Origin of the sequence: Streptomyces sp. AM8-1-1, from assembly GCF_032229325.1 — a bacterium.
GTDB classification, from domain to species: domain Bacteria; phylum Actinomycetota; class Actinomycetes; order Streptomycetales; family Streptomycetaceae; genus Streptomyces; species Streptomyces achmelvichensis.
On the sequence record NZ_CP135086.1, the window covers coordinates 6330483 to 6354386 of the forward strand.

The 23904-nt window shown below is 70.6% G+C and carries 20 protein-coding genes; 15 read left to right on the top strand and 5 right to left on the bottom strand.

Features of this window, described 5'->3' with window-relative positions:
• Positions 1-101 precede the first annotated feature (101 nt).
• A complete protein-coding gene (locus tag RPQ07_RS28170; RefSeq protein WP_313947008.1) occupies positions 102-533 on the top strand; it encodes a Rieske (2Fe-2S) protein in 432 nt (143 codons plus the stop codon).
• A 55-nt stretch (positions 534-588) separates the two neighbouring features.
• On the opposite strand, the gene RPQ07_RS28175 is transcribed toward RPQ07_RS28170, so the two are convergent.
• Entirely contained in the window at positions 589-1530 is a 942-nt protein-coding gene (locus RPQ07_RS28175) for a hypothetical protein (RefSeq protein ID WP_313947009.1), read from the bottom strand.
• A 397-nt stretch (positions 1531-1927) separates the two neighbouring features.
• On the opposite strand from RPQ07_RS28175, the gene uvrC reads away from it, so the two are divergent.
• The 14 genes from uvrC (at position 1928) to RPQ07_RS28245 (ending at position 19326) form a co-directional block, all read left to right on the top strand.
• Positions 1928-3901, top strand: coding sequence for an excinuclease ABC subunit UvrC (uvrC, locus tag RPQ07_RS28180; RefSeq protein WP_313947010.1), 1974 nt, complete (start codon positions 1928-1930; stop codon positions 3899-3901).
• Complete coding sequence (gene rapZ / locus RPQ07_RS28185) at positions 3898-4833, top strand: RNase adapter RapZ (protein ID WP_313947011.1); 936 nt, start codon at positions 3898-3900, stop codon at positions 4831-4833. The genes uvrC and rapZ overlap by 4 nt, the downstream gene beginning before the upstream one ends.
• The gene (locus tag RPQ07_RS28190; RefSeq protein WP_313947012.1) at positions 4830-5864 is read left to right on the top strand and encodes a uridine diphosphate-N-acetylglucosamine-binding protein YvcK; all 1035 of its coding nucleotides are present in this window, start codon (positions 4830-4832) and stop codon (positions 5862-5864) included. Before rapZ ends, RPQ07_RS28190 begins: the two co-directional genes overlap by 4 nt.
• A complete protein-coding gene (gene whiA / locus RPQ07_RS28195; RefSeq protein ID WP_313947013.1) occupies positions 5855-6844 on the top strand; it encodes a DNA-binding protein WhiA in 990 nt (329 codons plus the stop codon). Before RPQ07_RS28190 ends, whiA begins: the two co-directional genes overlap by 10 nt.
• Positions 6845-7005: 161 nt before the next feature.
• Positions 7006-9951, top strand: coding sequence for a M14 family metallopeptidase (locus RPQ07_RS28200; protein ID WP_313947014.1), 2946 nt, complete (start codon positions 7006-7008; stop codon positions 9949-9951).
• A 203-nt stretch (positions 9952-10154) separates the two neighbouring features.
• The gene (gene gap, locus RPQ07_RS28205; protein WP_313947015.1) at positions 10155-11165 is read left to right on the top strand and encodes a type I glyceraldehyde-3-phosphate dehydrogenase; all 1011 of its coding nucleotides are present in this window, start codon (positions 10155-10157) and stop codon (positions 11163-11165) included.
• A gap of 112 nt (positions 11166-11277) precedes the next feature.
• On the top strand, positions 11278-12489 hold the full coding sequence (locus RPQ07_RS28210) for a phosphoglycerate kinase (RefSeq protein WP_313947016.1): 1212 nt from the start codon (positions 11278-11280) through the stop codon (positions 12487-12489).
• 7 nt (positions 12490-12496) lie between these two features.
• Positions 12497-13273, top strand: a complete 777-nt coding sequence (tpiA, locus tag RPQ07_RS28215; protein ID WP_313947017.1) for a triose-phosphate isomerase — start codon at positions 12497-12499, stop codon at positions 13271-13273.
• 119 nt (positions 13274-13392) lie between these two features.
• Complete coding sequence (gene secG / locus RPQ07_RS28220) at positions 13393-13623, top strand: preprotein translocase subunit SecG (RefSeq protein WP_313949056.1); 231 nt, start codon at positions 13393-13395, stop codon at positions 13621-13623.
• Positions 13624-13757: 134 nt separating this feature from the next.
• Positions 13758-14093, top strand: coding sequence for an RNA polymerase-binding protein RbpA (locus tag RPQ07_RS28225; protein WP_003957010.1), 336 nt, complete (start codon positions 13758-13760; stop codon positions 14091-14093).
• A 127-nt stretch (positions 14094-14220) separates the two neighbouring features.
• Positions 14221-15432 (top strand): MFS transporter, encoded by a 1212-nt coding sequence (locus tag RPQ07_RS28230; RefSeq protein WP_313947018.1) that lies wholly within the window; start codon positions 14221-14223, stop codon positions 15430-15432.
• 57 nt (positions 15433-15489) lie between these two features.
• A complete protein-coding gene (pgi, locus tag RPQ07_RS28235) occupies positions 15490-17142 on the top strand; it encodes a glucose-6-phosphate isomerase (RefSeq protein WP_313949057.1) in 1653 nt (550 codons plus the stop codon).
• A gap of 4 nt (positions 17143-17146) precedes the next feature.
• Positions 17147-17650: a PH domain-containing protein gene (locus tag RPQ07_RS28240; protein ID WP_313947019.1), complete on the top strand. Its 504-nt coding sequence runs from the start codon at positions 17147-17149 to the stop codon at positions 17648-17650.
• Between the two features lie 173 nt (positions 17651-17823).
• A complete protein-coding gene (locus tag RPQ07_RS28245; RefSeq protein ID WP_413777852.1) occupies positions 17824-19326 on the top strand; it encodes a PH domain-containing protein in 1503 nt (500 codons plus the stop codon).
• Between the two features lie 135 nt (positions 19327-19461).
• On the opposite strand, the gene pgl is transcribed toward RPQ07_RS28245, so the two are convergent.
• From pgl to tal, 4 genes are read right to left on the bottom strand one after another with little or no spacing between them, the layout of a single operon-like run.
• Entirely contained in the window at positions 19462-20244 is a 783-nt protein-coding gene (pgl, locus tag RPQ07_RS28250; RefSeq protein ID WP_313947020.1) for a 6-phosphogluconolactonase, read from the bottom strand.
• Positions 20241-21242, bottom strand: a complete 1002-nt coding sequence (opcA, locus tag RPQ07_RS28255) for a glucose-6-phosphate dehydrogenase assembly protein OpcA (protein ID WP_313947021.1) — start codon at positions 21240-21242, stop codon at positions 20241-20243. The genes pgl and opcA overlap by 4 nt, the downstream gene beginning before the upstream one ends.
• Positions 21239-22771: a glucose-6-phosphate dehydrogenase gene (gene zwf, locus RPQ07_RS28260; protein WP_313947022.1), complete on the bottom strand. Its 1533-nt coding sequence runs from the start codon at positions 22769-22771 to the stop codon at positions 21239-21241. Before zwf ends, opcA begins: the two co-directional genes overlap by 4 nt.
• Positions 22772-22776: 5 nt before the next feature.
• Positions 22777-23895: a transaldolase gene (tal, locus tag RPQ07_RS28265; RefSeq protein ID WP_313947023.1), complete on the bottom strand. Its 1119-nt coding sequence runs from the start codon at positions 23893-23895 to the stop codon at positions 22777-22779.
• Positions 23896-23904 lie beyond the last annotated feature (9 nt).

Consider the following 23904-nt stretch of genomic DNA (forward strand, 5'->3'; position numbering starts at 1 on the left):
GGCCCGGGGGAGGTATCCCGCCCTCGGGGCCGCGGGTACGCGCCGGTATTGTCGGGTCTGTCGCAGGCCCTGCGACCGATGCTCTGACCTGTGGAGTCTGCATGTCCGGCCACCCCTCAGCCGCCCGCCGCACCGTGCTGAAAGGCGCCGCCCTCGCCGGGGCCGCCGGCCTCGGGGTCGCCGCCTGCTCCACCGAGTCCAAGCTCGGCCACGCGGAGAACCCCACACCGACCGCGCCCGTCGACCTCGGCGCGGCCGACGCCGTTCCGGTCGGTGGTGCCAAGCTCTACCGCGAGCAGCGCCTGATCGTGAGCTGCCCGGCCGCGGGCCAGTACCGGGCGTTCAGCGCCCAGTGCACCCACGCCGGCTGTGTCCTCGACAAGGTCGAAGGCACCGAGGGCAACTGCCCGTGCCACGGCAGCCGCTTCGACGTGACCACCGGCAAGGCGCTCCAGGGCCCGGCGACCGTGCCGCTGCCCGAGGTGCCGGTGACCGCCAAGGGCGGAAAGCTCGTCGCGGGGCCGAGCGCGTAAGACGTCCGGCACACCGGTCACCGGTCACCGGCCGGCGAAGTCGGCCGGTCCGGGCTCACTCCCAGTCCCAGTCGATCCCGAGAATCCCGGGGCGCACACCCTGCTCGACCAGATGCACCGTGCGGTGCCTGCCGCTGAGCGTCAGAGCCGTCCGGGCGCCCCGCGGAGCACCCGTGGTGGCCTGGGCGAACCGGCGGCACCGGGCCGGCAGGGCCCCCTCGTCGAACCGCACCTGAAGGACGTACTGCCCGCCCGCGAAGGTGAAGCCGCGGACGTACTCATTGCTCGGGCCGCCGGTGCCGTCCTCGAAGCCGTAGCCGAAGAGATAGGTCTCGCCCGCCCGCAGCCGGGCGTCGAAGAGCAGTTCCGCGACGGTGATCCCGGTCTCGCGGTGCCGGCGGATCCGGCCCGTACGGCAGTTCTCCAGCGCGCTCACCCGGACCAGGGCCGGGTCGCAGCCAGGGTCCCCGTGGTGGATGGCGAGATAGCGGTCGACACCGTCTCGGTGGGCCCGGACGACATGCTGGGAATCGCGGCCCACCAGTTCCCGCCCGGCGCCGATGCGCACGCGCTCGTGGTGTCCCACGGTGTGCAGTCCGGTGTCCTTCGGCGTCTCCATGTCGGCGAGCAGCCGCTCCACGACACCGGACACCTCGGCCAGGGAGCGGTACGAGCGTCCGGCGGGACGTTCGACGTCGAGGCCCGCCCCGCGCTCGCCGACCCCGAGCAGCCGGGTGAGTGAGTTGCCGGGCAGCTCCAGCACCTCCTCCAGCGCGCGTACCGCCCGCAGCGACTCCGGACGCTGCGGGCGGCGGGCGCCCTGCTGCCAGTAACTGAGACTGGTCACCCCGACCTTGATGCCGCGGTGGGCGAGATGGTGCTGCACCCGCTGGAGCGGCAGTCCGCGCACCGCGAGGGCGGCCCGCAGCGCCAGATGGAACGGCCCGGTGTGCAGCACCTGTGCCAGATCGGCGGTGTCAAGGTCGGGGCGACCCATGGAACCTCCAGCGGCTTCGGGGTACGGCTGCGCGGCCTGCGACGGCCCGGATGAACGGTCAGGACGGGAACGGCCCCTGTCAGCGCGCGTCCCGGCCGTCCGGCCGGGGCGGGGAGGTGTTCACATCCCGGTCGCGCGTTCACAGTCCCGTGTCCACCGCATTGAAGCGGGTTGACCTATCCGCGACAAGGATTCGGGCACAACCGCAGCGTCCCCGGACGCGCTCCGTCCCCCTTGCGCACGCGCCGTGCCGGCAGCCTCTCGCACGGTGAGCGGAGCCCGTCCCGGGGCGAGCCGCGCCGGACGCCGTAGCGGCACCTGAGAGCGGCTGGAGCCTCCGGTCCGGTGCACGCCCGCGCGCCCCGCGGTGTCACCCCCCGCCAGTAGGGTGGTCGGCATGGCAGACCCCTCCAGCTACCGTCCCAAGCCGGGAGAGATCCCCGACTCGCCGGGGGTCTACCGGTTCCGCGACGATCACCGCCGGGTGATCTACGTCGGGAAGGCGAAAAGCCTCCGCCAGCGCCTCGCCAGCTACTTCCAGGACCTGGCCAATCTGCACCCGCGCACGGCGACGATGGTCACCACAGCGGCCTCCGTCGAGTGGACCGTCGTCTCCACCGAGGTCGAGGCGCTCCAGCTGGAGTACTCCTGGATCAAGGAGTACGACCCGCGGTTCAACGTCAAGTACCGGGACGACAAGAGCTATCCCTACCTCGCCGTCACCCTGAACGAGGAGTTCCCGCGCGTCCAGGTGATGCGCGGCGCCAAGCGCAAGGGAGTGCGGTACTTCGGTCCGTACGGCCACGCCTGGGCGATCCGCGAGACCGTCGACCTGATGCTGCGCGTCTTCCCGGTGCGCACCTGCTCCGCCGGAGTCTTCAGGAACCACCAGCAGAAGGGCCGGCCCTGTCTGCTCGGCTACATCGGCAAGTGCTCCGCTCCCTGCGTCGGGCGGGTGACACCCGAGGAGCACCGCGAACTGGCCGACGAGTTCTGCGACTTCATGGCCGGCCGCACCGGCACGTACATCCGCCGCCTGGAGCGGCAGATGACCGACGCGGCCGAGGAGATGGAGTACGAGCGGGCGGCCCGGCTGCGGGACGACATAGGGGCTCTCCGGCGCGCCCTGGAGAAGAACGCCGTCGTGCTCGCCGACGCCACCGACGCCGATGTGATCGCGGTCGCCGAGGACGAGCTGGAAGCGGCCGTGCAGATCTTCCACGTCCGCGGCGGCCGGGTGCGCGGACAGCGCGGCTGGGTCACCGACAAGGTCGAGGCCGTCGACACCGCCGGGCTCGTCGAGCACGCGCTCCAGCAGCTGTACGGCGAGGAGAGCGGCGACGCGGTGCCCAAGGAGGTCCTCGTCCCCGCCCTCCCCGACGACTCGGACGCGGTCAGCCAGTGGCTCGGCCAGCGCCGGGGTTCGAACGTCTCCCTGCGCATCCCCCAGCGCGGGGACAAGAAGGACCTGATGGCGACGGTCCAGCGCAATGCGCTCCAGGCGCTGGGCCTGCACAAGACCAAGCGCGCCAGCGACCTCACGACGCGCTCACGCGCGCTGGAGGAGATCGCGGAGGCCCTCGGGCTGGACTCGGCGCCGCTGCGGATCGAGTGCTTCGACATCTCCCACCTCCAGGGCGAGGACGTCGTGGCCTCCATGGTGGTCTTCGAGGACGGCCTGGCACGCAAGAGCGAGTACCGCCGCTTCCAGATCAAGACCTTCGAGGGCCAGGACGACGTCCGGTCCATGCACGAGGTGATCAGCCGGCGCTTCCGCCGCTATCTCGCCGAGAAGGACAGGACCGGCGAGTGGATCGGTGAGGACGCGCCCGCCGAGGACGACGGGAAGCCCAAGCGGTTCGCGTACCCGCCGCAGCTCGTCGTCGTCGACGGCGGAAAGCCGCAGGTGGCCGCGGCCCAGCGCGCGCTCGACGAGCTGGGCATCGACGACGTCGCGGTCTGCGGACTGGCCAAGCGGCTGGAAGAGGTCTGGCTGCCGCGTGAGGACGACCCGGTGATCCTGCCGCGCTCCAGCGAGGGCCTGTACCTCCTCCAGCGCGTCCGGGACACCGCCCACGACTTCGCCATCCGCTACCAGCGCTCCAAGCGGACCAAGCGCATCAGGACCAGCCCGCTGGACGCGGTGCCCGGTCTGGGCGAGACCCGCAAACAGGCGCTGATCAAGCATTTCGGGTCGGTCAAGCGGCTGCGGCAGGCGACAATCGAGCAGATCTGCGAGGTTCCCGGCATGGGCCGCAAGACGGCGGAATCCGTGGTCGTTGCCCTTGCCCAGGCGGCTCCGGCCGTCCCTGCCGTGAATACGGCAACAGGAGAGATCATGGAAGAGAACGACGGGGGCAGTACGACATGACCGAGCACGACGGAGACGGAGCAGACGTGAGTACGGGCACGACGATCGAGCCCGGCGGTGCCGCGGACGCGGCCATCCCCGAGCTGGTGATCATCTCCGGTATGTCCGGCGCCGGGCGCAGCACGGCGGCCAAGTGTCTGGAGGACCTCGGCTGGTTCGTCGTCGACAACCTCCCACCCGCCCTGATCCCCACCATGGTGGAGCTCGGGGCCCGCTCGCAGGGCAATGTGGCCCGGATCGCGGTCGTCGTCGACGTCCGCGGCCGGCGGTTCTTCGACAACCTCCGGGAATCCCTCGCCGACCTCGACTCCAAGCAGGTCACGCGCCGGATCGTGTTCCTGGAGTCCTCCGACGACGCCCTGGTCCGCCGCTTCGAGTCGGTCCGCAGGCCGCACCCCCTCCAGGGCGACGGCAGGATCGTCGACGGCATCGCGGCCGAGCGCGATCTGCTGCGTGAGCTGCGCGGTGACGCCGACCTGGTGATCGACACCTCCAGCCTGAACGTGCACGAGCTGCGGGCCAAGATGGACGCCCAGTTCGCCGGCGACGAAGAGCCCGAGCTGCGGGCCACGGTCATGTCGTTCGGCTTCAAGTACGGGCTGCCCGTGGACGCGGACCTCGTGGTCGACATGCGGTTCCTGCCGAACCCGCACTGGGTCCCGGAGCTCCGCCCCTTCACCGGCCTGAACGAAGAGGTGTCGAACTACGTCTTCAACCAGCCCGGCGCCAAGGAGTTCCTCGACCGCTACACCGAGCTGCTCCAGCTGATCGCCGCCGGCTACCGCCGTGAGGGCAAGCGGTACGTGACCATCGCCGTCGGCTGCACGGGCGGCAAGCACCGCTCCGTCGCCACGTCCGAGAAGCTCGCCGCCCGGCTCTCCTCCGCGGGCGTCGAGACGGTCGTCGTCCACCGTGACATGGGGCGCGAGTGAGCGGACAGGCCATCCGTCTGCGTCGGCTGCGCAGGACCGCGCACACGCTCGCGGGGCGGAACCGCGGCGCCCAGCCCAAGGTCGTCGCCCTCGGCGGCGGCATGGGCCTCTCCGCGTCGCTCACGGCACTGCGCCGTATCACCGGCGACCTCACCGCGGTCGTCACCGTCGCCGACGACGGCGGCTCCAGCGGCCGGCTCCGGGAGGAGCTGGGCGTCCTGCCGCCCGGAGATCTGCGCAAGGCGCTGGCGGCCCTGTGCGGCGACGACGAATGGGGCCAGACCTGGGCCCGGGTGATCCAGCACCGCTTCCAGTCCAAGGGCGATCTGCACGAGCACGCCGTCGGCAATCTGCTGATGGTGGCGCTGTGGGAACAGCTGGGCGACCACGTCCAGGCACTCGACCTCATCGGCAGGCTGCTCGGCGCGCACGGCCGGGTGCTGCCCATGTCCGCCGTGCCGCTGGAGCTCCAGGCACTGGTCAGGGGCCACGACCCGGCGCGCCCGGACGACGTGGAGACGGTCCGGGGCCAGGCGACCGTGGCGCTGACCCCGGGAGAGGTGCAGTCCGTGCACCTCGTGCCGCACGACCCGCCGGCCGTCCCGGAGGCCGTCGCCGCCGTACGGGACGCCGACTGGGTGGTTCTCGGGCCCGGATCCTGGTTCTCGTCGGTGATTCCGCACCTTCTGGTGCCCGAACTGCTGGACGCGCTGGTCGAGACGAAGGCCCGCCGGGTCCTGTCGTTGAACCTCGCGCCCCAACCCGGCGAAACAGAAGGCTTCTCACCGCAGCGTCATTTGGAGGTTTTGGGACGACACGCGCCTAAACTCGCCCTCGACGTGGTGCTGGCCGACGAGGCCGCCGTGCCCGACCGAGAGTCCCTCGCCGATGCCGCAAAGAGCCTCGGCGCCGCGGTCGAGCTGGCCCCCGTGGCCTCGCCCGACGGCGTTCCGAAGCATGATCCGGAGCTGTTGGCCGCCGCGTACGACCGTATTTTTCGGATGCATGGAAGGATCGGCCCATGGCGATGACGGCAGCGGTGAAGGACGAAATCTCCCGGCTTCCCGTCACCCGGACCTGCTGCAGAAAGGCGGAGGTCTCGGCGATCCTGCGGTTCGCGGGCGGGCTGCACCTGGTGAGCGGCCGCATCGTGATCGAGGCGGAGCTGGACACCGGCATCGCCGCGCGCCGGCTGAAGCGGGACATCCTGGAGATCTTCGGACACAGTTCCGAGCTGATGGTGATGGCGCCCGGGGGACTGCGCCGCGGCTCGCGCTATGTCGTACGCGTGGTGGCGGGCGGCGACCAGCTCGCCCGCCAGACAGGGCTGGTCGACGGCCGGGGGAGGCCGATCCGGGGCCTGCCGCCGCAGGTCGTCTCCGGTGCCACCTGTGACGCGGAGGCCGCCTGGCGCGGGGCGTTCCTGGCCCATGGCTCGCTGACCGAGCCCGGCCGCTCCTCGTCGCTGGAGGTCACCTGCCCCGGCCCCGAGGCGGCGCTCGCGCTGGTCGGCGCGGCCCGCCGGCTCTCCATCGCCGCGAAGGCGCGGGAGGTACGCGGTGTGGACCGCGTCGTCGTCCGTGACGGTGATGCGATCGGCGCGCTGTTGACGCGTCTGGGCGCGCACGAGTCGGTGCTCGCCTGGGAGGAGCGCCGGATGCGGCGCGAGGTCCGCGCCACCGCCAACCGCCTCGCCAACTTCGACGACGCCAACCTCCGCCGCTCGGCACGGGCCGCGGTCGCCGCGGGTGCCCGGGTCCAGCGCGCGCTGGAGATCCTGGGCGAGGAGGTGCCCGAGCACCTCGCCGCCGCCGGCCGGCTGCGCATGGAGCACAAGCAGGCCTCCCTGGAGGAGCTGGGCGCGCTCGCCGACCCGCCGCTGACGAAGGACGCGGTCGCGGGCCGGATCCGCCGGCTGCTGGCGATGGCCGACAAGCGTGCACAGGACCTCGGCATCCCCGGCACCGAGTCCACCCTCTCCGAGGAACTGGCCGACGGTCTCGTCGGCTGACACACCGCTTCCCGCCTCACCCGACGCTGCCGGTGCCCCCAGGGCACCGGCAGCGTCTGTCGTTCACTCGTGTGCCCGGCCCGGCCTTCTTGACATGGCCATGGGGTGTGATGAGTCTGGCGTCTGTTCACTTTCCTGGCAGACACCAGCAAGGGGGGCTTATGAGACGCAGAGCGAGATCGATCCTCGCCGCGGCTTCACTGCTGACCGCAACACTTGCGGCGGCTCCGATCGCCCACGCCGAACCCGGCGGAGGGAACGGCGACGGGCTGTCCGTATGGCACGCGAAAGTCACCAAGGCCCAGGTTCCGCTGATCCTCGCGGCGGGCGCCGACGGGCACGAACTGACGGAGCAGGTGCCCGACAAGGGCACGGCGACCGTCGAGCTCTACCTCACGAAACGTCAGGCCGGTGAACTGCGCGAGCAGGGCGTCGGCATCACCGAGCACACCGTCTCCCCGGCGGCGAGGAACCGGGTCGCCGCCGCCGGCGACGGCGTCTTCCGTCCGTACAGCGGCGAGAAGGGCCTCCAGCGCGAGATCCTCGCCACCGCGCAGGCCAACCCCGGCCTCACCAAGGTCATCAGCATCGGCAAGACGGTCAAGGGCCAGGACATCCTCGCGCTCAAGCTCAGCAAGGGCGCGGCGAAGTCGGCGGACGGCTCCAAGCCCGCGACGCTGTACATGTCCAACCAGCACGCGCGTGAGTGGATCACTCCGGAGATGACCCGGCGGCTGATGCACTACTACCTCGCCAACTACGGCAAGGACCCCCGCGTCACCAAGATCGTGAACAGCAGCGAGCTGTGGTTCGTGCTGTCCGCCAATCCCGACGGCTACGACTACTCCTTCACCGGCACCCAGCAGCGGCAGTGGCGCAAGAACCTCCGCGACAACAACGGTGACGGCGCGGTCAACACGGGCGACGGCGTCGACCTCAACCGGAACTTCACCTACAAGTGGGGCTACGACAACGAGGGTTCGTCCCCCGACCCGTTCGACGAGACCTTCCGGGGCACCGGCCCGGCCTCCGAGCCGGAGACCAAGGCCATCGACCGCTTCCAGAAGCGCATCGGCTTCTCCTACGGCATCAACTACCACTCCGCGGCCGAACTGCTGCTGTACGGAGTGGGCTGGCAGGTCGCCACACCGACGCCGGACGACGTCCTCTACCGGTCGCTCGCCGGCACCCCCGAGAACTCGGCGATCCCCGGCTACCGTCCGCAGGTCTCCTCCGAGCTCTACACCACCAACGGTGAGGCCGACGGGCACGCGGCCAACGTCAACGGGATGATGATGTACACCCCGGAGATGTCGACCTGCGCCACCGTCTCCAGGATCGATCCCCAGGACCCCTGGAACGCGGCCGACTGCGCCTCCGTCTTCACCTTCCCCGACGACGAGAAGCTGATCCAGCAGGAGTTCGCCAAGAACGTCCCGTTCGCGCTCTCCGTCGCCGAGACGTCCCTGCACCCGGACCAGCCGTCCTCCTCGCTGGGGCTGAAGGCCGCGGACTTCACCCCCGACCCCTTCACCGTCTCCTACGCGCGCGGCGGCGACCAGGAGGTTTCCGTCGTGGCCCGCAAGTCGGTGCGCGACAAGGAGCTCCGCTACCGCGTCAACGGCGGCCGGGTCCACGACCAGGCGCTGAAGCCCTGGAAGGGCGGCGAGACCTACGGCGGTGAGGACAACATCCTCTTCGACGAGTACCGCGCCAAGGTCAAGGACGGCGACGTCGGCGACACGGTCGAGGTCTGGTTCACCGGTGAGACCCGGGCCGGAAAGCCCACCGCGAGCGAGCACTTCACGTACACGATCGCCGGGCGGCCGCGCGGCGACACGCTCGTGATCGCCGAGGAGGGCGGCACCAGCGCCGCGAAGAACACGGCCGCGTACACCAAGGCACTCGCCGACAACGGCGAGCGCAGCGCGGTCTGGGACGTCGCCACCCAGGGCGTGCCGCACCGGCTCGGCGTGCTCGGCCACTTCGACACGGCCCTCTGGTACACCGGATCCGCCGCACCCTCCTGGCCCACCACCCAGGCCGTACGCGACTTCGTCAACGAGGGCGGCAAGCTCATCACCACCGGTGAACGGGCCGGCGGCAACGCCGACCTCGGCGGGGCGCTCAGCGACGACTTCGCGCAGTACTACCTCGGTGCGTCGGGACGCGCCTCGCTGGCCGGGGCTGCGGACTTCCTCGGCACCGGACGCCTCTCCGGCGCCGCGGGCGCGCTCGGCGACGCACCCGTCAACCCGCTGGACGCGGCGGGTGCGTACACGATCACCTCGGACAGCCTGCCGCCCGCGCAGTTCCCGCAGTTCCGCAGCGCGGCCGCGGGCGACTACCCGGGCGTGAAGATGCCGTTCTCGCCGTACGACGGACAGTGGTACGCGGCGGCGAGCCACCGCAACTCCTCCTGGATGCGGCTGTCACAGGCGGTCGATCTGACCGGCACGACCGCCGCCGACCGGCCGGCGCTGAACCTGCGGATCAGCTTCAACACCGAACCCGGTTACGACAACGCCGTCGTCGAGGTCCACACCGTCGGCCAGGACGACTGGACCACCCTGCCGGACAGCAACGGCGGTACACGGACGACCGTGCCGACCCAGTGCGACCAGGGGTTCTACGTCAACCAGCACCCGTTCCTGCGGCATTACCTCACGGTGGGATCCGGCGGCTGCACGGCGACCGGCACCAGCGGCGCCTGGCACTCGTTCACCGGTGCCTCCGACGGCTGGAAGGCCGCCTCGTTCGATCTGAGCGCCTACGCGGGCAAGCGGATCGAGGTCTCCGTCTCGTACATCACCGACCCCAGTGACGGCGGCCGCGGCATCTTCGTGGACGACACCAGGCTGGTCACCGCCGCCGGACAGGGCGCCGAGGGATTCGAGACCTCGCTCGGGCCGTGGACGACGGGTCCGGCGCCCGACGGCAGCCCGGCGCTGCGCGGGACCTGGGAACGCAGCCAGGACCTGTTCCCGTCGGCGGCCGCGGTCACCACGCGGGACACCGTGCTGATCGGATTCGGCCTGGAGCACGTCCCCGGCGCGACCGACCGCAAGAAGATCGTCGGCCGTGCTCTCGGCGCACTCGGGCGCTGACCCCGGGTGACGGAGACCGCGGCTCCGACCGCGGTTCCGGCGGCCCGTGCACCCTACTGAGGGGTACGGGCCGCCACCGCCACACAGGGGCCGTTCCGATGTCACTCCGTGGCTTCCGGAGAGGTAGGGTCGGAGGCGGTCGGGGACATCCCATACAACTCGCCGGCGTCGAAAACCGGCGTACCTAACGAGGAGATCGGTTCGTGACGATCCGCGTAGGCATCAACGGCTTTGGCCGCATCGGTCGTAACTACTTCCGCGCGCTGCTGGAGCAGGGTGCAGACATCGAGATCGTGGCTGTCAACGACCTGGGTGACACTGCGACCACGGCCCACTTGCTGAAGTACGACACGATCCTGGGCCGCCTCAAGGCCGAGGTGACCCACACCGCCGACACCATCACGGTCGACGGCCACACGATCAAGGTGCTCTCCGAGCGCAACCCCGCCGACATCCCGTGGGGCGAGCTGGGCGTCGACATCGTCGTCGAGTCGACCGGCATCTTCACGAAGAAGGCGGACGCCGCGAAGCACATCGCGGGCGGCGCCAAGAAGGTCCTCATCTCGGCTCCGGCCAAGGACGAGGACATCACCATCGTGATGGGCGTCAACCAGGACAAGTACGACGCGGACAAGCACCACGTCATCTCCAACGCCTCCTGCACCACCAACTGTGTGGCGCCGATGGCCAAGGTTCTCGACGAGAACTTCGGCATCGTCAAGGGCCTGATGACCACGGTCCACGCGTACACCAACGACCAGCGCATCCTGGACTTCCCGCACTCGGACCTGCGTCGCGCCCGCGCCGCGGCCGAGAACATCATTCCGACCACGACGGGTGCCGCGAAGGCCACCGCTCTGGTCCTCCCGCAGCTCAAGGGCAAGCTCGACGGCATCGCGATGCGCGTCCCGGTCCCGACCGGTTCGGCCACCGACCTGGTCGTGACGCTGCAGCGCGAGGTCACCAAGGACGAGGTCAACGCCGCGTTCAAGAAGGCGTCCGACGACGGCGACCTCAAGGGCTTCCTGACCTACACCGAGGACCCGATCGTCTCCTCGGACATCGTCGGCGACCCGGCCTCCTGCACCTTCGACTCCTCCCTGACCATGGTCCAGGAGGGCAACACGGTGAAGATCCTCGGCTGGTACGACAACGAGTGGGGCTACTCCAACCGCCTCGTGGACCTCACGGTCTTCGTCGGCGGCCGGCTCTGACAGCTCCGACCGGCACCGAGAGCACCCCGATGTGAGCGACAGGGCTCGGGCACGCGCAGTGTGGCGCGGTTCGAGCCCTGTCGCACGTCCCGCCGTCCCAGGAGTTCTGACCATGAAGACGATCGACCAGCTTCTTGCAGAAGGGGTCGCGGGTCAGCGCGTTTTCGTCCGCGCCGACCTGAACGTGCCGCTCGACGGCACCACCATCACCGACGACGGCCGTATCCGGGCCGTCCAGCCGACCGTCGCCAAGCTCGCCGAGGCCGGCGCCCGCGTCGTCGTCGCCTCCCACCTCGGCCGCCCCAAGGGCGCCCCGGACCCGGCCTTCTCGCTGGCCCCCGCGGCCGCCCGGCTCGGTGAACTGCTCGGCACCGACGTCGCCTTCGCGACCGACACCGTCGGCGAGTCGGCCCGCTCCGTCGTCGCCGGCCTGGCGGACGGCCAGGTCGCGGTGATCGAGAACCTCCGCTTCAACCCCGGTGAGACGAGCAAGGACGACGCCGAGCGCGGCGCCTTCGCCGACGAGCTCGCCGCCCTGGCCGATGTGTACGTCGGCGACGGCTTCGGCGCCGTGCACCGCAAGCACGCCTCCGTGTACGACCTGCCGGCCCGCCTGCCGCACGCGGCCGGCCAGCTGATCGCCACCGAGGTCGGCGTCCTCAAGAAGCTCACGGAGGACGTGGCACGCCCGTACGTCGTCGTGCTCGGCGGAGCCAAGGTCTCCGACAAGCTCGGTGTGATCGACCATCTGCTGGAGAAGGCCGACCGCATCCTGATCGGCGGCGGCATGGCGTACACCTTCCTCAAGGCCCAGGGCCACGAGGTCGGCATCTCGCTGCTCCAGGAGGACCAGATCCCGGCGGTCAAGGAGTACCTGACGCGCGCCGAGGCGAAGGGCGTGGAGTTCGTGCTCCCCGTCGACGTCCTGGTCGCCCCGGAATTCCCGGACCTCAAGACCAAGGCCCCGGCCCATCCCACCGTCGTCGCCGCGGACGCGATCCCGGCCGACGAGGAGGGTCTGGACATCGGTCCCGAGACCCGCAAGCTGTACGCATCGAAGCTCGCCGACGCGGCCACCGTTTTCTGGAACGGGCCGATGGGCGTCTTCGAGCACCCCGACTACGCCGAGGGCACCAAGGCCGTCGCCCAGGCGCTCGTCGAGTCCCCGGCCTTCAGCGTGGTCGGCGGCGGGGACTCCGCCGCGGCCGTGCGGATCCTGGGCTTCGACGAGAAGGCATTCGGCCACATCTCGACCGGTGGCGGCGCAAGCCTCGAGTACCTCGAGGGCAAGACGCTTCCCGGCCTCGCCGCACTGGAGGACTGACTCACTCATGACCACCCGTACCCCGCTGATGGCGGGCAACTGGAAGATGAACCTCAACCACCTCGAGGCCATCGCCCACGTCCAGAAGCTCGCCTTCGCGCTGTCCGACAAGGACTACGACGCCGTGGAGGTGTCGGTCCTGCCGCCCTTCACCGACCTGCGGTCCGTCCAGACCTTGGTCGACGGCGACAAGCTGAAGATCAAGTACGGCGCCCAGGACCTCTCGGCGCACGACTCCGGCGCGTACACCGGCGAGATCTCGGGCCTGATGCTGGCCAAGCTGAAGTGCACCTATGTCGCGGTGGGCCACTCCGAGCGCCGGCAGTACCACGCCGAGACGGACGAGATCTGCAACGCCAAGGTGAAGGCCGCGTTCCGGCACGGTCTGACCCCGATCCTCTGCATCGGCGAGGGCCTGGACGTCCGCAAGGCCGGCCAGCAGGTCCAGTACACGCTGAACCAGCTCGAAGGCGGTCTGAAGGACGTCCCGGCCGAGCAGGCCGAGTCCATCGTGATCGCGTACGAGCCCGTGTGGGCCATCGGCACCGGTGAGGTCGCCACCCCGGAGGACGCCCAGGAGGTCTGCGGGGCGATCCGCGGGCGGCTGGCCGAGCTGTACTCGCAGGAGCTCGCCGACAAGGTGCGCATCCAGTACGGCGGCTCCGTGAAGTCCGGAAACGTCGCCGCGATCATGGCGCAGCCCGATGTGGACGGCGCTCTGGTCGGTGGCGCGGCACTGGACGCCGACGAGTTCGTCAAGATCGTCCGGTTCCGCGACCAGTGAGTATGCGGTAGCGCGGATCCGTCGTACCCTTGCGGGGGCCTGAGGCTGTGGAGCCCGGGCCCCCGCTCGTCCGTAGATGTCCCGAGAGAATTGCCAGGAAGTAGGGTCCAGCCGTGGTTATGGGGTTCTCGATCGCCCTGATCGCTTTCAGCCTGCTGCTGATGCTGCTCGTGCTGATGCACAAGGGGAAGGGCGGCGGCCTCTCCGACATGTTCGGCGGTGGCATGCAGTCGTCCGTGGGCGGCTCCTCGGTCGCCGAGCGCAACCTCGACCGCATCACCGTGGTGGTCGGTCTGCTGTGGTTCGCGTGCATTGTCGTACTTGGTCTGCTGATGAAGCTGGACAGCTGACCCGCGCCTTCCGCGTCCCGGGCTGGGGTGTAACTCCCACCACTGGACGAGCGTTGGGCCTTACGTAGACTGGGGCACCGCGGCGCAGCCGCTGTGAGAGGCTGTGCAGCACCATCACGCAGGGAGTTACGACCGTGGCAAGTGGCAACGCGATCCGGGGAAGCCGGGTCGGAGCGGGGCCGATGGGCGAGGCCGAGCGTGGCGAGTCCGCGCCACGCCTGCGCATCTCCTTCTGGTGCTCGAACGGGCACGAGACGCAGCCGAGCTTCGCCAGCGACGCACAGGTCCCTGACACTTGGGACTGCCCGCGCTGCGGGTTCCCGGCCGGTCAGGACCGGGACAACCCGCCGGACCCGCCGCGGACCGAGCCGTACAAGACGCACCTCGCGTATGTACGCGAGCGGCGCAGCGACGCGGACGGCGAGGCGATCCTCGCCGAAGCGCTTGCCAAACTGCGGGGCGAGATCTAGAACTTGCGTCCGGCCGGACACCTCACGGTGCCCGGCCGGTCTGCTTTTCCCGCCCCCTCTCGCCGGCCGGGCCGATTGTCAGTGGCACCCCGTAGCGTCCCGGATCATGGGACGGGAAGGGGACGTTGTGACGACGGCCGGGACGGTGGAGGCGCGGAGCGTCTCCTGGCGCGGGGGATTCGGACGGCTGTGGGCGGCAGCCGTCGTCTCCAAGTTCGGCGACGCACTGCGACTTGCCGCCATGCCGCTGCTCGCCGCCTCGCTCACCGACGATCCGCTGCTGATCGCCTCGGTGACCGCCTGCGGATATCTGCCCTGGCTGCTCTTCGGGCTGCTGGGCGGCGCGGTCGCCGACCGCGTGGACCAGCGGCGGGCCATGTGGGCCGTGGACCTGCTGCGCGGCCTGCTGATGGCGGCCTTCGCCCTGGCGGTCTGGCAGGGACTCGGATCGGTCGCCTTGCTGCTGGCGCTCGCCTTCGCCCTCACCACCCTCCAGACGCTCTTCGACAACGCCGCGACCGCGCTGCTGCCCGCCCTGGTCCCCGAGGGCGCGCTCGCCGGGGCCAACGCCCGGCTGATGACCGCACAGCAGATCGTCGGGGCCTTTCTGGCCGCGCCCGTCGTGCCGGTGCTCCTCCTCGCCGGCGCGGCCGTGCCGTACGCGGCGGATGCCGTCACCTATCTCGTGGCCGCGGCCCTGATCGCCTCCCTGCGCCTGCGGGCGCCGGAGCGGGCGCCGAGGCCCGCCGGAAGCACCCTGCGGGCGGAGATCGGGGAAGGGCTGCGCCGGTTGTGGAGCGATCCCGCGCTGCGCCGCCTGTGCGTGGCCACCACCCTCTGCAACATCGGCATGGGCGCGCTCATCGCCACCCTCGTCGTCCATGTCACCGGCTGGCTGGACGCGGGCAGCGGGGCGTACGCGGCGGTGCTGACCGCCGTGGGAGCCGGAAGCGTGACGGGCGGGCTGGTGGCCCGCCGGCTCGCGGAGCGCGTCGGGCGCATCCGCAGCGTGTTCGTCGCCGGGACCGTGCAGGCCGGCTGTCTGCTGATCACCGGGACGGTCCGCGCGTTGTGGGTGACGGTCGCCGCGATGGCGGTCTTCGGCGTCATGAGCATGGTGTGGAACGTCAACCAGGCGACGCTGGTGCAGGAACGCAGCCCGGCGGACATGCTCGGCCGGATCAGCTCGGCGTTCCGCACCCTCGGCGTCGCCGGCGCTCCGCTCGGCGCCCTCGCCGGCGGCGCGGCGGCGGCCGCCTGGGGAGGCAACGCTCCGGCACTGCTCGCGGCGGCGCTGTTCGTGCCTGCTGTCGCCTCGCTGGCCGGTCTGATCAACTAGGTTGGAAAGGCAGCGGGGCATGCAGGCAGGTACAAGAGAAGTGGGCTGATGTCCAGAATGAACGCAGACGGCCGTACCAGGCTCAACAAGACGCCCGAATGGGCTGCTCTCGGCAAGCACCGCGAGCAACTCGGAGGGACGCAGCTGCGGGAGCTGTTCGCGGCCGACGCGCAGCGCGGCAGCAGGTACACCCTCCAGGTCGGCAACCTCCACCTCGACTACTCCAAGCACCTGGTGACGGACGAGACGCTGACGCTGCTGCGTGAGCTGGCGGCGGCGACCGACGTCACCGGGCTGCGGGACGCGATGTTCCGTGGCGAGAAGATCAACACCACCGAGAACCGCGCCGTCCTGCACACGGCCCTGCGGGCCCCGCGGGACGCCGTCGTCGAGGTCGACGGCGAGAACGTGGTGCCGGCCGTGCACGCGGTGCTCGACACGATGGCCGCGTTCGCGGACCGGATCCGTTCGGGCGAGTGGACCGGTCACACCGGCAAGCGCATCAAGAACGTCGTGAACATCGGCATCGGCGGATCCGACCTCGGCCCCGCCATGGCGTACGAGGCGCTGCGCGCCTACACCGCCCGCGATCTGACGTTCCATTTCGTCTCCAACGTCGACGGTGCCGATCTGCACGAGGCCGTCCGTGAGCTGGACGCGTCCGAGACGCTGTTCATCATCGCGTCCAAGACCTTCACCACGATCGAGACCATCACCAACGCAACCTCCGCGCGCGACTGGCTGCTCACCGAGCTGAAGGCCGGTCAGGAGGCCGTGGCCAAGCACTTCGTGGCCCTGTCGACCAACGCCGAGAAGGTCTCCGACTTCGGCATCGACACGGCCAACATGTTCGAGTTCTGGGACTGGGTCGGCGGGCGCTACTCGTTCGACTCCGCCATCGGCCTCTCGCTGATGATCGCGATCGGCCCGGACCGCTTCCGCGAGATGCTCGACGGGTTCCACCTCGTCGACGAGCACTTCCGGACCGCCCCCGCCGAGTCCAACGCGCCGATGCTGCTCGGCCTGCTCGGGGTCTGGTACGGCGACTTCTTCGACGCCCAGTCGCACGCGGTACTGCCGTACTCCCACTATCTGAGCAAGTTCACCGCCTACCTCCAGCAGCTGGACATGGAGTCCAACGGCAAGTCGGTGGACCGCGAGGGCAACCGGGTGGAGTGGCAGACCGGTCCGGTGGTGTGGGGCACGCCCGGCACCAACGGACAGCACGCGTACTACCAGTTGATCCACCAGGGGACGAAGCTCATCCCGGCGGACTTCATCGGCTTCGCCAATCCGGTCGACGACCTGCTGCCCGGCCTCGTCGCCCAGCACGACCTGCTGATGGCCAACTTCTTCGCGCAGACGCAGGCGCTCGCCTTCGGCAAGACGCCCGACGAGGTACGGGCGGAGGGCGTGCCCGAGGAACTGGTGCCGCACAAGACCTTCCCCGGCAACCGCCCCACGACCACGATCCTCGCCGACGAGCTCACCCCCTCGGTCCTCGGCCAGCTGATCGCGCTGTACGAGCACAAGGTGTTCGTCCAGGGAGCGATCTGGAACATCGACTCCTTCGACCAGTGGGGCGTCGAGCTGGGCAAGGTCCTCGCGAAGAGGATCGAGCCGGTGCTCACGGAGGGCACGGGCGGCGCGGATCTGGACGGCTCGACCGCCGCACTGGTGGCCACCTACCGCTCACTGCGCGGTCGTTGAGCCGATGGCCGCCGGGGAGGGGACGGTTCGGCTGAGGCCGCCGAACAACACGCTCAATGACCGGGTCGTCGGCTGGTGGCGGGTGCAGTGGCTGCTGCTGACGGGCGTCCCGGTCGTGGTGCTGGCCGTGCTGGGGGCCCTGATCGGGCCCGCCCGGACCTGGCTGCTGGCCGTCGCCGCAGGACTGGCGGTGCTCGGACTGCTGTGCACCGCCTTCTTCCCGTCCTGGTGGTTCCGGGTCCACCGGTGGGAGGTCACGGACGAGGCGGTCTACGTCCGCAGCGGCGCCTTCTGGCAGGAGTGGCGGATCGCGCCGATGTCCCGGATCCAGACCGTGGACACCCTGCGCGGGCCCCTCGAACGCGCCTTCCGGCTGGCGACGGTCATCGTCACCACGGCCTCCTCCAAGGGCGCGATCAAGATCGAGGGGCTTGACCACGAGGTCGCGGCCGAACTCGCCGAGCAGCTCACGCACATCACCCAGGCGACACCCGGGGACGCGACGTGAGCACCGCGGAGGAGCCGGCCGCGGGGGAGGCCGCTCTGCCGGGCGCGGCGTACGGCGACGGCGAACGGACGGTGGGCCGACCGGCGTCCGGCGAGAGCACCGCGGAAGGGCAGGCTCCTGACGAGGACTGGCGCCGGCTCGACAAACGGGCCCTGGTTGTGAGGGCCGCCGTGATGTCCGGCGTCGCGGGAGGCATCTGCCTGCCCGTCCTGCTGGGGCTCTCCGGCGGGGACTGGCTCCGCGGAGAGGCCCGCAGCGGCACCGGCATCGCCCTGCTGCTGCTCGGCGGGGTCCTGCTGGTGCTCGCCGGGGCGGGTGCGGAGTATCTGCGCTGGCGCAAGACCCGCTACCGAATAGGCACCGAGCGCGCCGAACTGCGCACCGGAGTACTGCTGGTCAAACGGCGCTCGCTGGCCCGGGAACGGATCCGCAGCGTCGACCTGACGGCCAACCCCCTGCTGCGGATCCTCGACCTGGTGAAGGTGCGCATCGGCACCGGCGAGCACACCGGCGGTGAGTCGACGCTGGAGCTCAACCCCGTCACCAAGGCGGAGGGCGAGCGGCTGCGCCGGGAACTCCTCGGCCGCACCGCCACCGCCGCACCCGGCGAACACCGCGAAGGGCAGCTCGCGTCCGTCGACCTGGCCTGGATCCGCTACGCGCCGGTCTCCTTCGTCGCCCCGCTGCTCGGCGGCGCGGCGGCCGGCGGTGTGATGCAGGTCAGTGAGTGGTTCGGGGCGCAGGGCGAGGTCATCGACTGGGTGGGCGAGCGTTTCTCGCACACCTCCGTCCTGATGATGATCGTGGTGCTGCTTCTGGCGGCCGTCGCCGCCGGCGTCGTCGGCTCGCTCGGTCTGTGGATCGAGATGTGGTGGAACTACCGGCTGGAGCGCGAGCCCGGCGGCACCCTGCGGGTGCGGCGCGGACTGTTCACCGCGCGCTCGATCTCCATGGAGGAGCGCCGGCTGCGCGGGGTCGAGCTGGTCGAACCTCTGGGCGTACGCCTGTTCGGTGCGGCCCGGGTGGACGCGGTCGCCACCGGCATCGCCCACGACGAGCAGGACAAGCACGCCGACCTCAAGGTGCTGCTGCCGCCGGTGCCCCGGGCGGTGGCGGACGACGTGGCCGGTCAGGTCCTGCGTGAGGCGCGGACGCCGACGGACGCCCCGCTCACCGCCCACCCGCGGGCGGCACGAACCCGCAGACTGCGCTGGGCACTCGCGACCGCGGTCCTGCCGCTCGCCCTGCTCTCCGCGCTGGGCCTGTGGCTCACCGATCTCCTGCTGTACATCGCGGCGGGCTGCGCGGTCCTCGCGCTGCCGGCCGCGGTGCTCCTCGCCCTCGACGCCTACCGCAGCCTGGGCCACGGCATCAGCGGCGGCTATCTCGTCGCCCGCTCGGGCACGGTCCGGCGGGCGACGGTCGCGCTGCAGCGCGGGGGAGTCATCGGCTGGGTGGTGAAACAGTCCGTGTTCCAGCGGCGGGCCGGGGTGCTGACCCTCACCGCGACGACGGCCGCGGGAGCGGGCGCCTACGCGGTCCTCGACGCCGACGCGAGCGAGGGTCTCGGCTTCGCGGCGGACGCCGTCCCGGGGTTGTTGGAACCGTTCCTGCTGCGGGACGGGGACGCGCGGGGAGGCGACGGCCCGGACGGCGGCGCGACCGGCCCCGTATGACGGCCCCGCCGCCGGTACGCCGTACACCGTGAGCCCCGCGCCCGCGCCCGTACGCCGACCGCCGCCGGCCCGGAGGAACGGGGCCGGCGGCGGTCGGAACAGGACTCCGCGGAGTCCGTCACCTCAGGGGCGATGTCAGGGCGACGCCGGCGGGTACAGATCGCGCGGCAGTTCCGAGGCCGCAGCCCCGTCCAGCAGCCACAGCGTCCTGCTGCGTCCGTACGCACCGGCCGCGGGCGCCTGCACCTCACCCGCACCCGACAGGGCGATCTGCACCGCCTTCGCCTTGTCCTCACCGGCCGCCAGCAGCCACACCTCACGCGCCGCCCGGATCGCCGGGAGTGTGAGCGTGATGCGGGTCGGCGGCGGCTTCGGCGAACCGTGCACGCCCACCACCGTGCGTTCGGTCTCCCGCACCGCCGGATGCTCCGGGAAGAGCGAGGCGACATGGGTGTCGGGACCGACGCCCAGCATCAGGACATCGAACCGGGGGACCGGACCGTGGTCCTCCGGACCCGCCGCGGCGGCGAGAGCGGTGGCGTACGCGGCGGCCGCGGCCTCCACGTCGCTGCCGTACGCGCCGTCCGAAGGAGCCATCGCATGCACACGGGCCGGATCCACGGGAACCCTGTCCAGCAGGGCCGCGTGGGCCTGCGTGACATTGCGCTCCGGGTCGCCGTCGGGGAGGAACCGCTCGTCCCCCCACCACAGGTCCAGCCGCCCCCAGTCGATCGCGTCGCGGGCCGGCGAGGTCCCGAGGGCGGTCAGCAGCGCATTGCCGTTGCGACCGCCCGTCAGGACCACCGACGCCGAACCGCGCGCGGCCTGGGCGTCCACGATCTTCGTGATCAGCCGGGCCGCCGCGGCCTGCGCCATCAGCTCCTTGTCGCGGTGGACGACGAGCTGCGGCGCACTCACTTCGCTGCCGCCTTCTTTGCGGGAGCCTTCTTCGCCGGGGTGGCCTCGGACTTCTCGGCCGCCGTGTCCCCGCCGTCCGAGAGCCGGTGCACCCCGAACCGCAGCGCCGACGCGTAGATCTCGTCGGGGTCCAGCCGACGGAGCTCCTCCGCGATCAGCTCGGCCGTCTCGCGCCGCTTCAGGGCCACCGCGCGATCCGGCTGACCCTTGATGGACAGGGTGGCCAGTGAGCCGTCGGCCCGGTCCAGCACGATCGGACCGCACGAGGTCTCCATGCGCACGGCCGTGAGCCCGGGGCCCGCCGATCCGGAGCGCTTGACCGGTACCTTCAGCCGGTCCGCCAGCCACACGGCGAGCAGCTCGCAGCTCGGGTTGAACTCCTCGCCCTCCACCTCGACCGCGGTGACGTCGCAGGCCACCTGGTCCAGAGCGGCGGCCAGCATCGAGCGCCAGGGGGTGATCCTGGCCCAGGACAGGTCGGTGTCGCCGGGGGTGTAGGCGGCGGCGCGCGCCACGAGTTCCTTCACGGGCTCCTCGGCCGCGTAGGAGTCCGTGACCCGTCGCTGCGCCAGGGCGCCGAGCGGCTCCTTGGCCGGGTCGAGCGGCGCATTCACCGGCCACCAGACGACGACCGGGGCGTCGGGCAGCAGGAGCGGCAGCACCACGGACTGGGCGTGGTCGATGACCTCGCCGTACAGCCGCAGGACCACCGTCTCGCCGGTGCCGGCGTCGGTGCCCACCCGCACCTCGGCGTCCAGGCGTGCCTTCGCCCGGTCGCGCGGGGAGCGCGAGACCCGCTTGATGACGACGAGCTTGCGCGAGGGGTGCTCGCGCGATGCCTCGCTGGCCGCCTTCAGCGCGTCGTAGGCGTTCTCCTCGTCGGTGACGATGACGAGGGTGAGGACCATGCCGACGGCCGGTGTGCCGATCGCCCGGCGTGCCTGCACCAGTGCTTTGTTGATCTTGCTGGACGTGGTGTCCGTGAGGTCGATCTTCATGGCCGACGCCAGCTCCGTCCGTCTCGTGCGAGCATTTCGTCCGCCTCGTCCGGCCCCCAGGTCCCGGCCGGGTACTGGGCGGGCTTGCCGTGCTTGGCCCAGTACTCCGTGACGGGGTCGAGGATCATCCAGGAGCGCTCGACCTCCTCGACCCGCGGGAAGAGGTTGGAGTCGCCGAGCAGCACGTCGAGGAGGAGGCGTTCGTACGCCTCGGGGCTGGACTCGGTGAAGGACTCGCCGTAGGCGAAGTCCATCGAGACGTCCCGTACCTCCATCGAGGTGCCCGGCACCTTCGAGCCGAACCGCAGGGTCACGCCCTCGTCCGGCTGGACGCGGATGACCAGGGCGTTCTGGCCCAGCTCCTCCGTCGCCGTGTGGTCGAAGGGAGAGTGCGGGGCGCGCTGGAAGACGACGGCGATCTCGGTGACGCGGCGGCCGAGCCGCTTGCCCGTCCGCAGATAGAACGGCACACCCGCCCAGCGGCGGTTGTCGATCTCGAGCTTGACCGCGGCGTAGGTGTCGGTCTTCGACTTGGAGTCGATCCCGTCCTCCTGGAGGTAGCCGACGACCTTCTCGCCGCCCTGCCAGCCCTCCGCGTACTGCCCGCGGACCGTACCGGTACCGAGGTCCTTGGGCAGCTTCACCGCGCCCAGCACCTTGGTCTTCTCCGCGGCCAGGGCGTCCGCCTCGAAGGAGGCGGGCTCCTCCATCGCGGTCAGCGCGAGGAGTTGGAGGAGGTGGTTCTGGATGACGTCACGGGCGGCGCCGATGCCGTCGTAGTAGCCGGCGCGGCCGCCGATGCCGATGTCCTCGGCCATGGTGATCTGCACATGGTCGACGTACGACCGGTTCCAGATCGGCTCGAAGAGCGTGTTGGCGAAGCGCAGGGCCAGGATGTTCTGGACCGTCTCCTTGCCGAGGTAGTGGTCGATCCGGAAGACCTCGTTGGCCGGGAAGACCTCGTGCACCACCTGGTTGAGCTCCTTGGCGGAGACCAGGTCGTGGCCGAACGGCTTCTCGATGACCGCGCGGCGCCAGGAGCCCTCCTTCTGGTCGGCGAGCCCGTGCTTCTTGAGCTGCTGGACGACCTTGGGGAAGAACTTCGGCGGGACGGACAGATAGAAGGCGAAGTTGCCGCCGGTGCCCTGCTTCTTGTCCAGGTCCTCTATGGTCGCCTTCAGTTGCTCGAAGGCGTCGTCGTCGTCGAAGTCGCCCTGGACGAAGCGCATCCCCTGGATGAGCTGCTGCCAGACCTCCTCACGGAAGGGGGTGCGGGCGTGCGCCTTGACGGCGTCGTGGACCTCCTGGGCGAAGTCCTCGTCGTGCCACTCGCGCCGGGCGAACCCGACGAGGGAGAAGCCCGGCGGGAGCAGTCCCCGGTTGGCCAGGTCGTAGACGGCGGGCATCAGCTTTTTACGGGACAAATCGCCCGTGACACCGAAAATGACCAGGCCCGACGGCCCCGCGATACGCGGGAGCCGTCGGTCTGCGGGGTCACGAAGCGGATTGGCTTCGTACGTACCGGACAAGGTGGTCAGCCCTCCGAAGGGGCGAGGCGCTTGAGTTCGGCCTCGGTCGACTTGAGCAGGTCGTTCCAGGACGCCTCGAACTTCTCGACGCCCTCGTCCTCGAGCAGCTGCACGACGTCGTCGTACTTGATGCCGAGCTTTTCGACAGCCTCGATGGCGGCGCGCGCGTCGTCGTACGTGCCGCGAACCGTGTCACCGGTGATCTGGCCGTGGTCGGCCACGGCCTCCATGGTCGACTCCGGCATGGTGTTCACCGTGCCCGGCGCGACCAGCTCGTCGACGTACAGCGTGTCCTTGTACGCCTTGTCCTTGACGCCGGTCGAGGCCCACAGCGGACGCTGCTTGTTGGCCTGCGCCTTGTCGAGCGCGGCCCAGCGGTCGGTGGAGAAGACCTCCTCGAACGCCTCGTAGGCGAGCCGGGCGTTGGCCAGAGCCGCCTTGCCGCGCGCCTCCTTGGCCTCCGGGGTGCCCAGCGCGTCCAGCCGCTTGTCGATCTCGGTGTCCACCCGGGACACGAAGAACGACGCCACCGAATGGATCTTCGAGAGGTCGAGTCCGCGCTCCTTGGCCTGCTCCAGGCCGGAGATGTACGCGTCCATGACCTCGCGGTAGCGCTCCAGCGAGAAGATCAGCGTCACGTTGACGCTGATGCCGCGGCCGATGGTCTCGGTGATCGCCGGCAGGCCCGCCTTGGTGGCCGGGATCTTGATGAGCGTGTTGGGCCGGTCCACCAGCCAGGCGAGCTGCCGGGCCTCGGCGACCGTGGCCCGGGTGTTGTGCGCCAGGCGCGGGTCCACCTCGATGGAGACCCGGCCGTCCTGGCCCTGCGTCGCGTCGTAGACCGGACGCAGGATGTCGGCGGCGTCACGGACGTCCGCCGTCGTGATCATGCGCAGGGCTTCCTCGACGGTCACCCTGCGGGCCGCGAGGTCGGTGAGCTGCTGGTCGTAGCCGTCGCCCTGCGAGATCGCCTTCTGGAAGATCGACGGGTTGGTGGTGACGCCCACCACGTGCTGCTGGTCGATCAGTTCGGCGAGATTGCCGGACGTGATCCGCTTGCGTGACAGGTCGTCGAGCCAGATCGCGACGCCTTCGTCGGAGAGGCGCTTGAGTGCGTCTGTCATGAGAGTTGC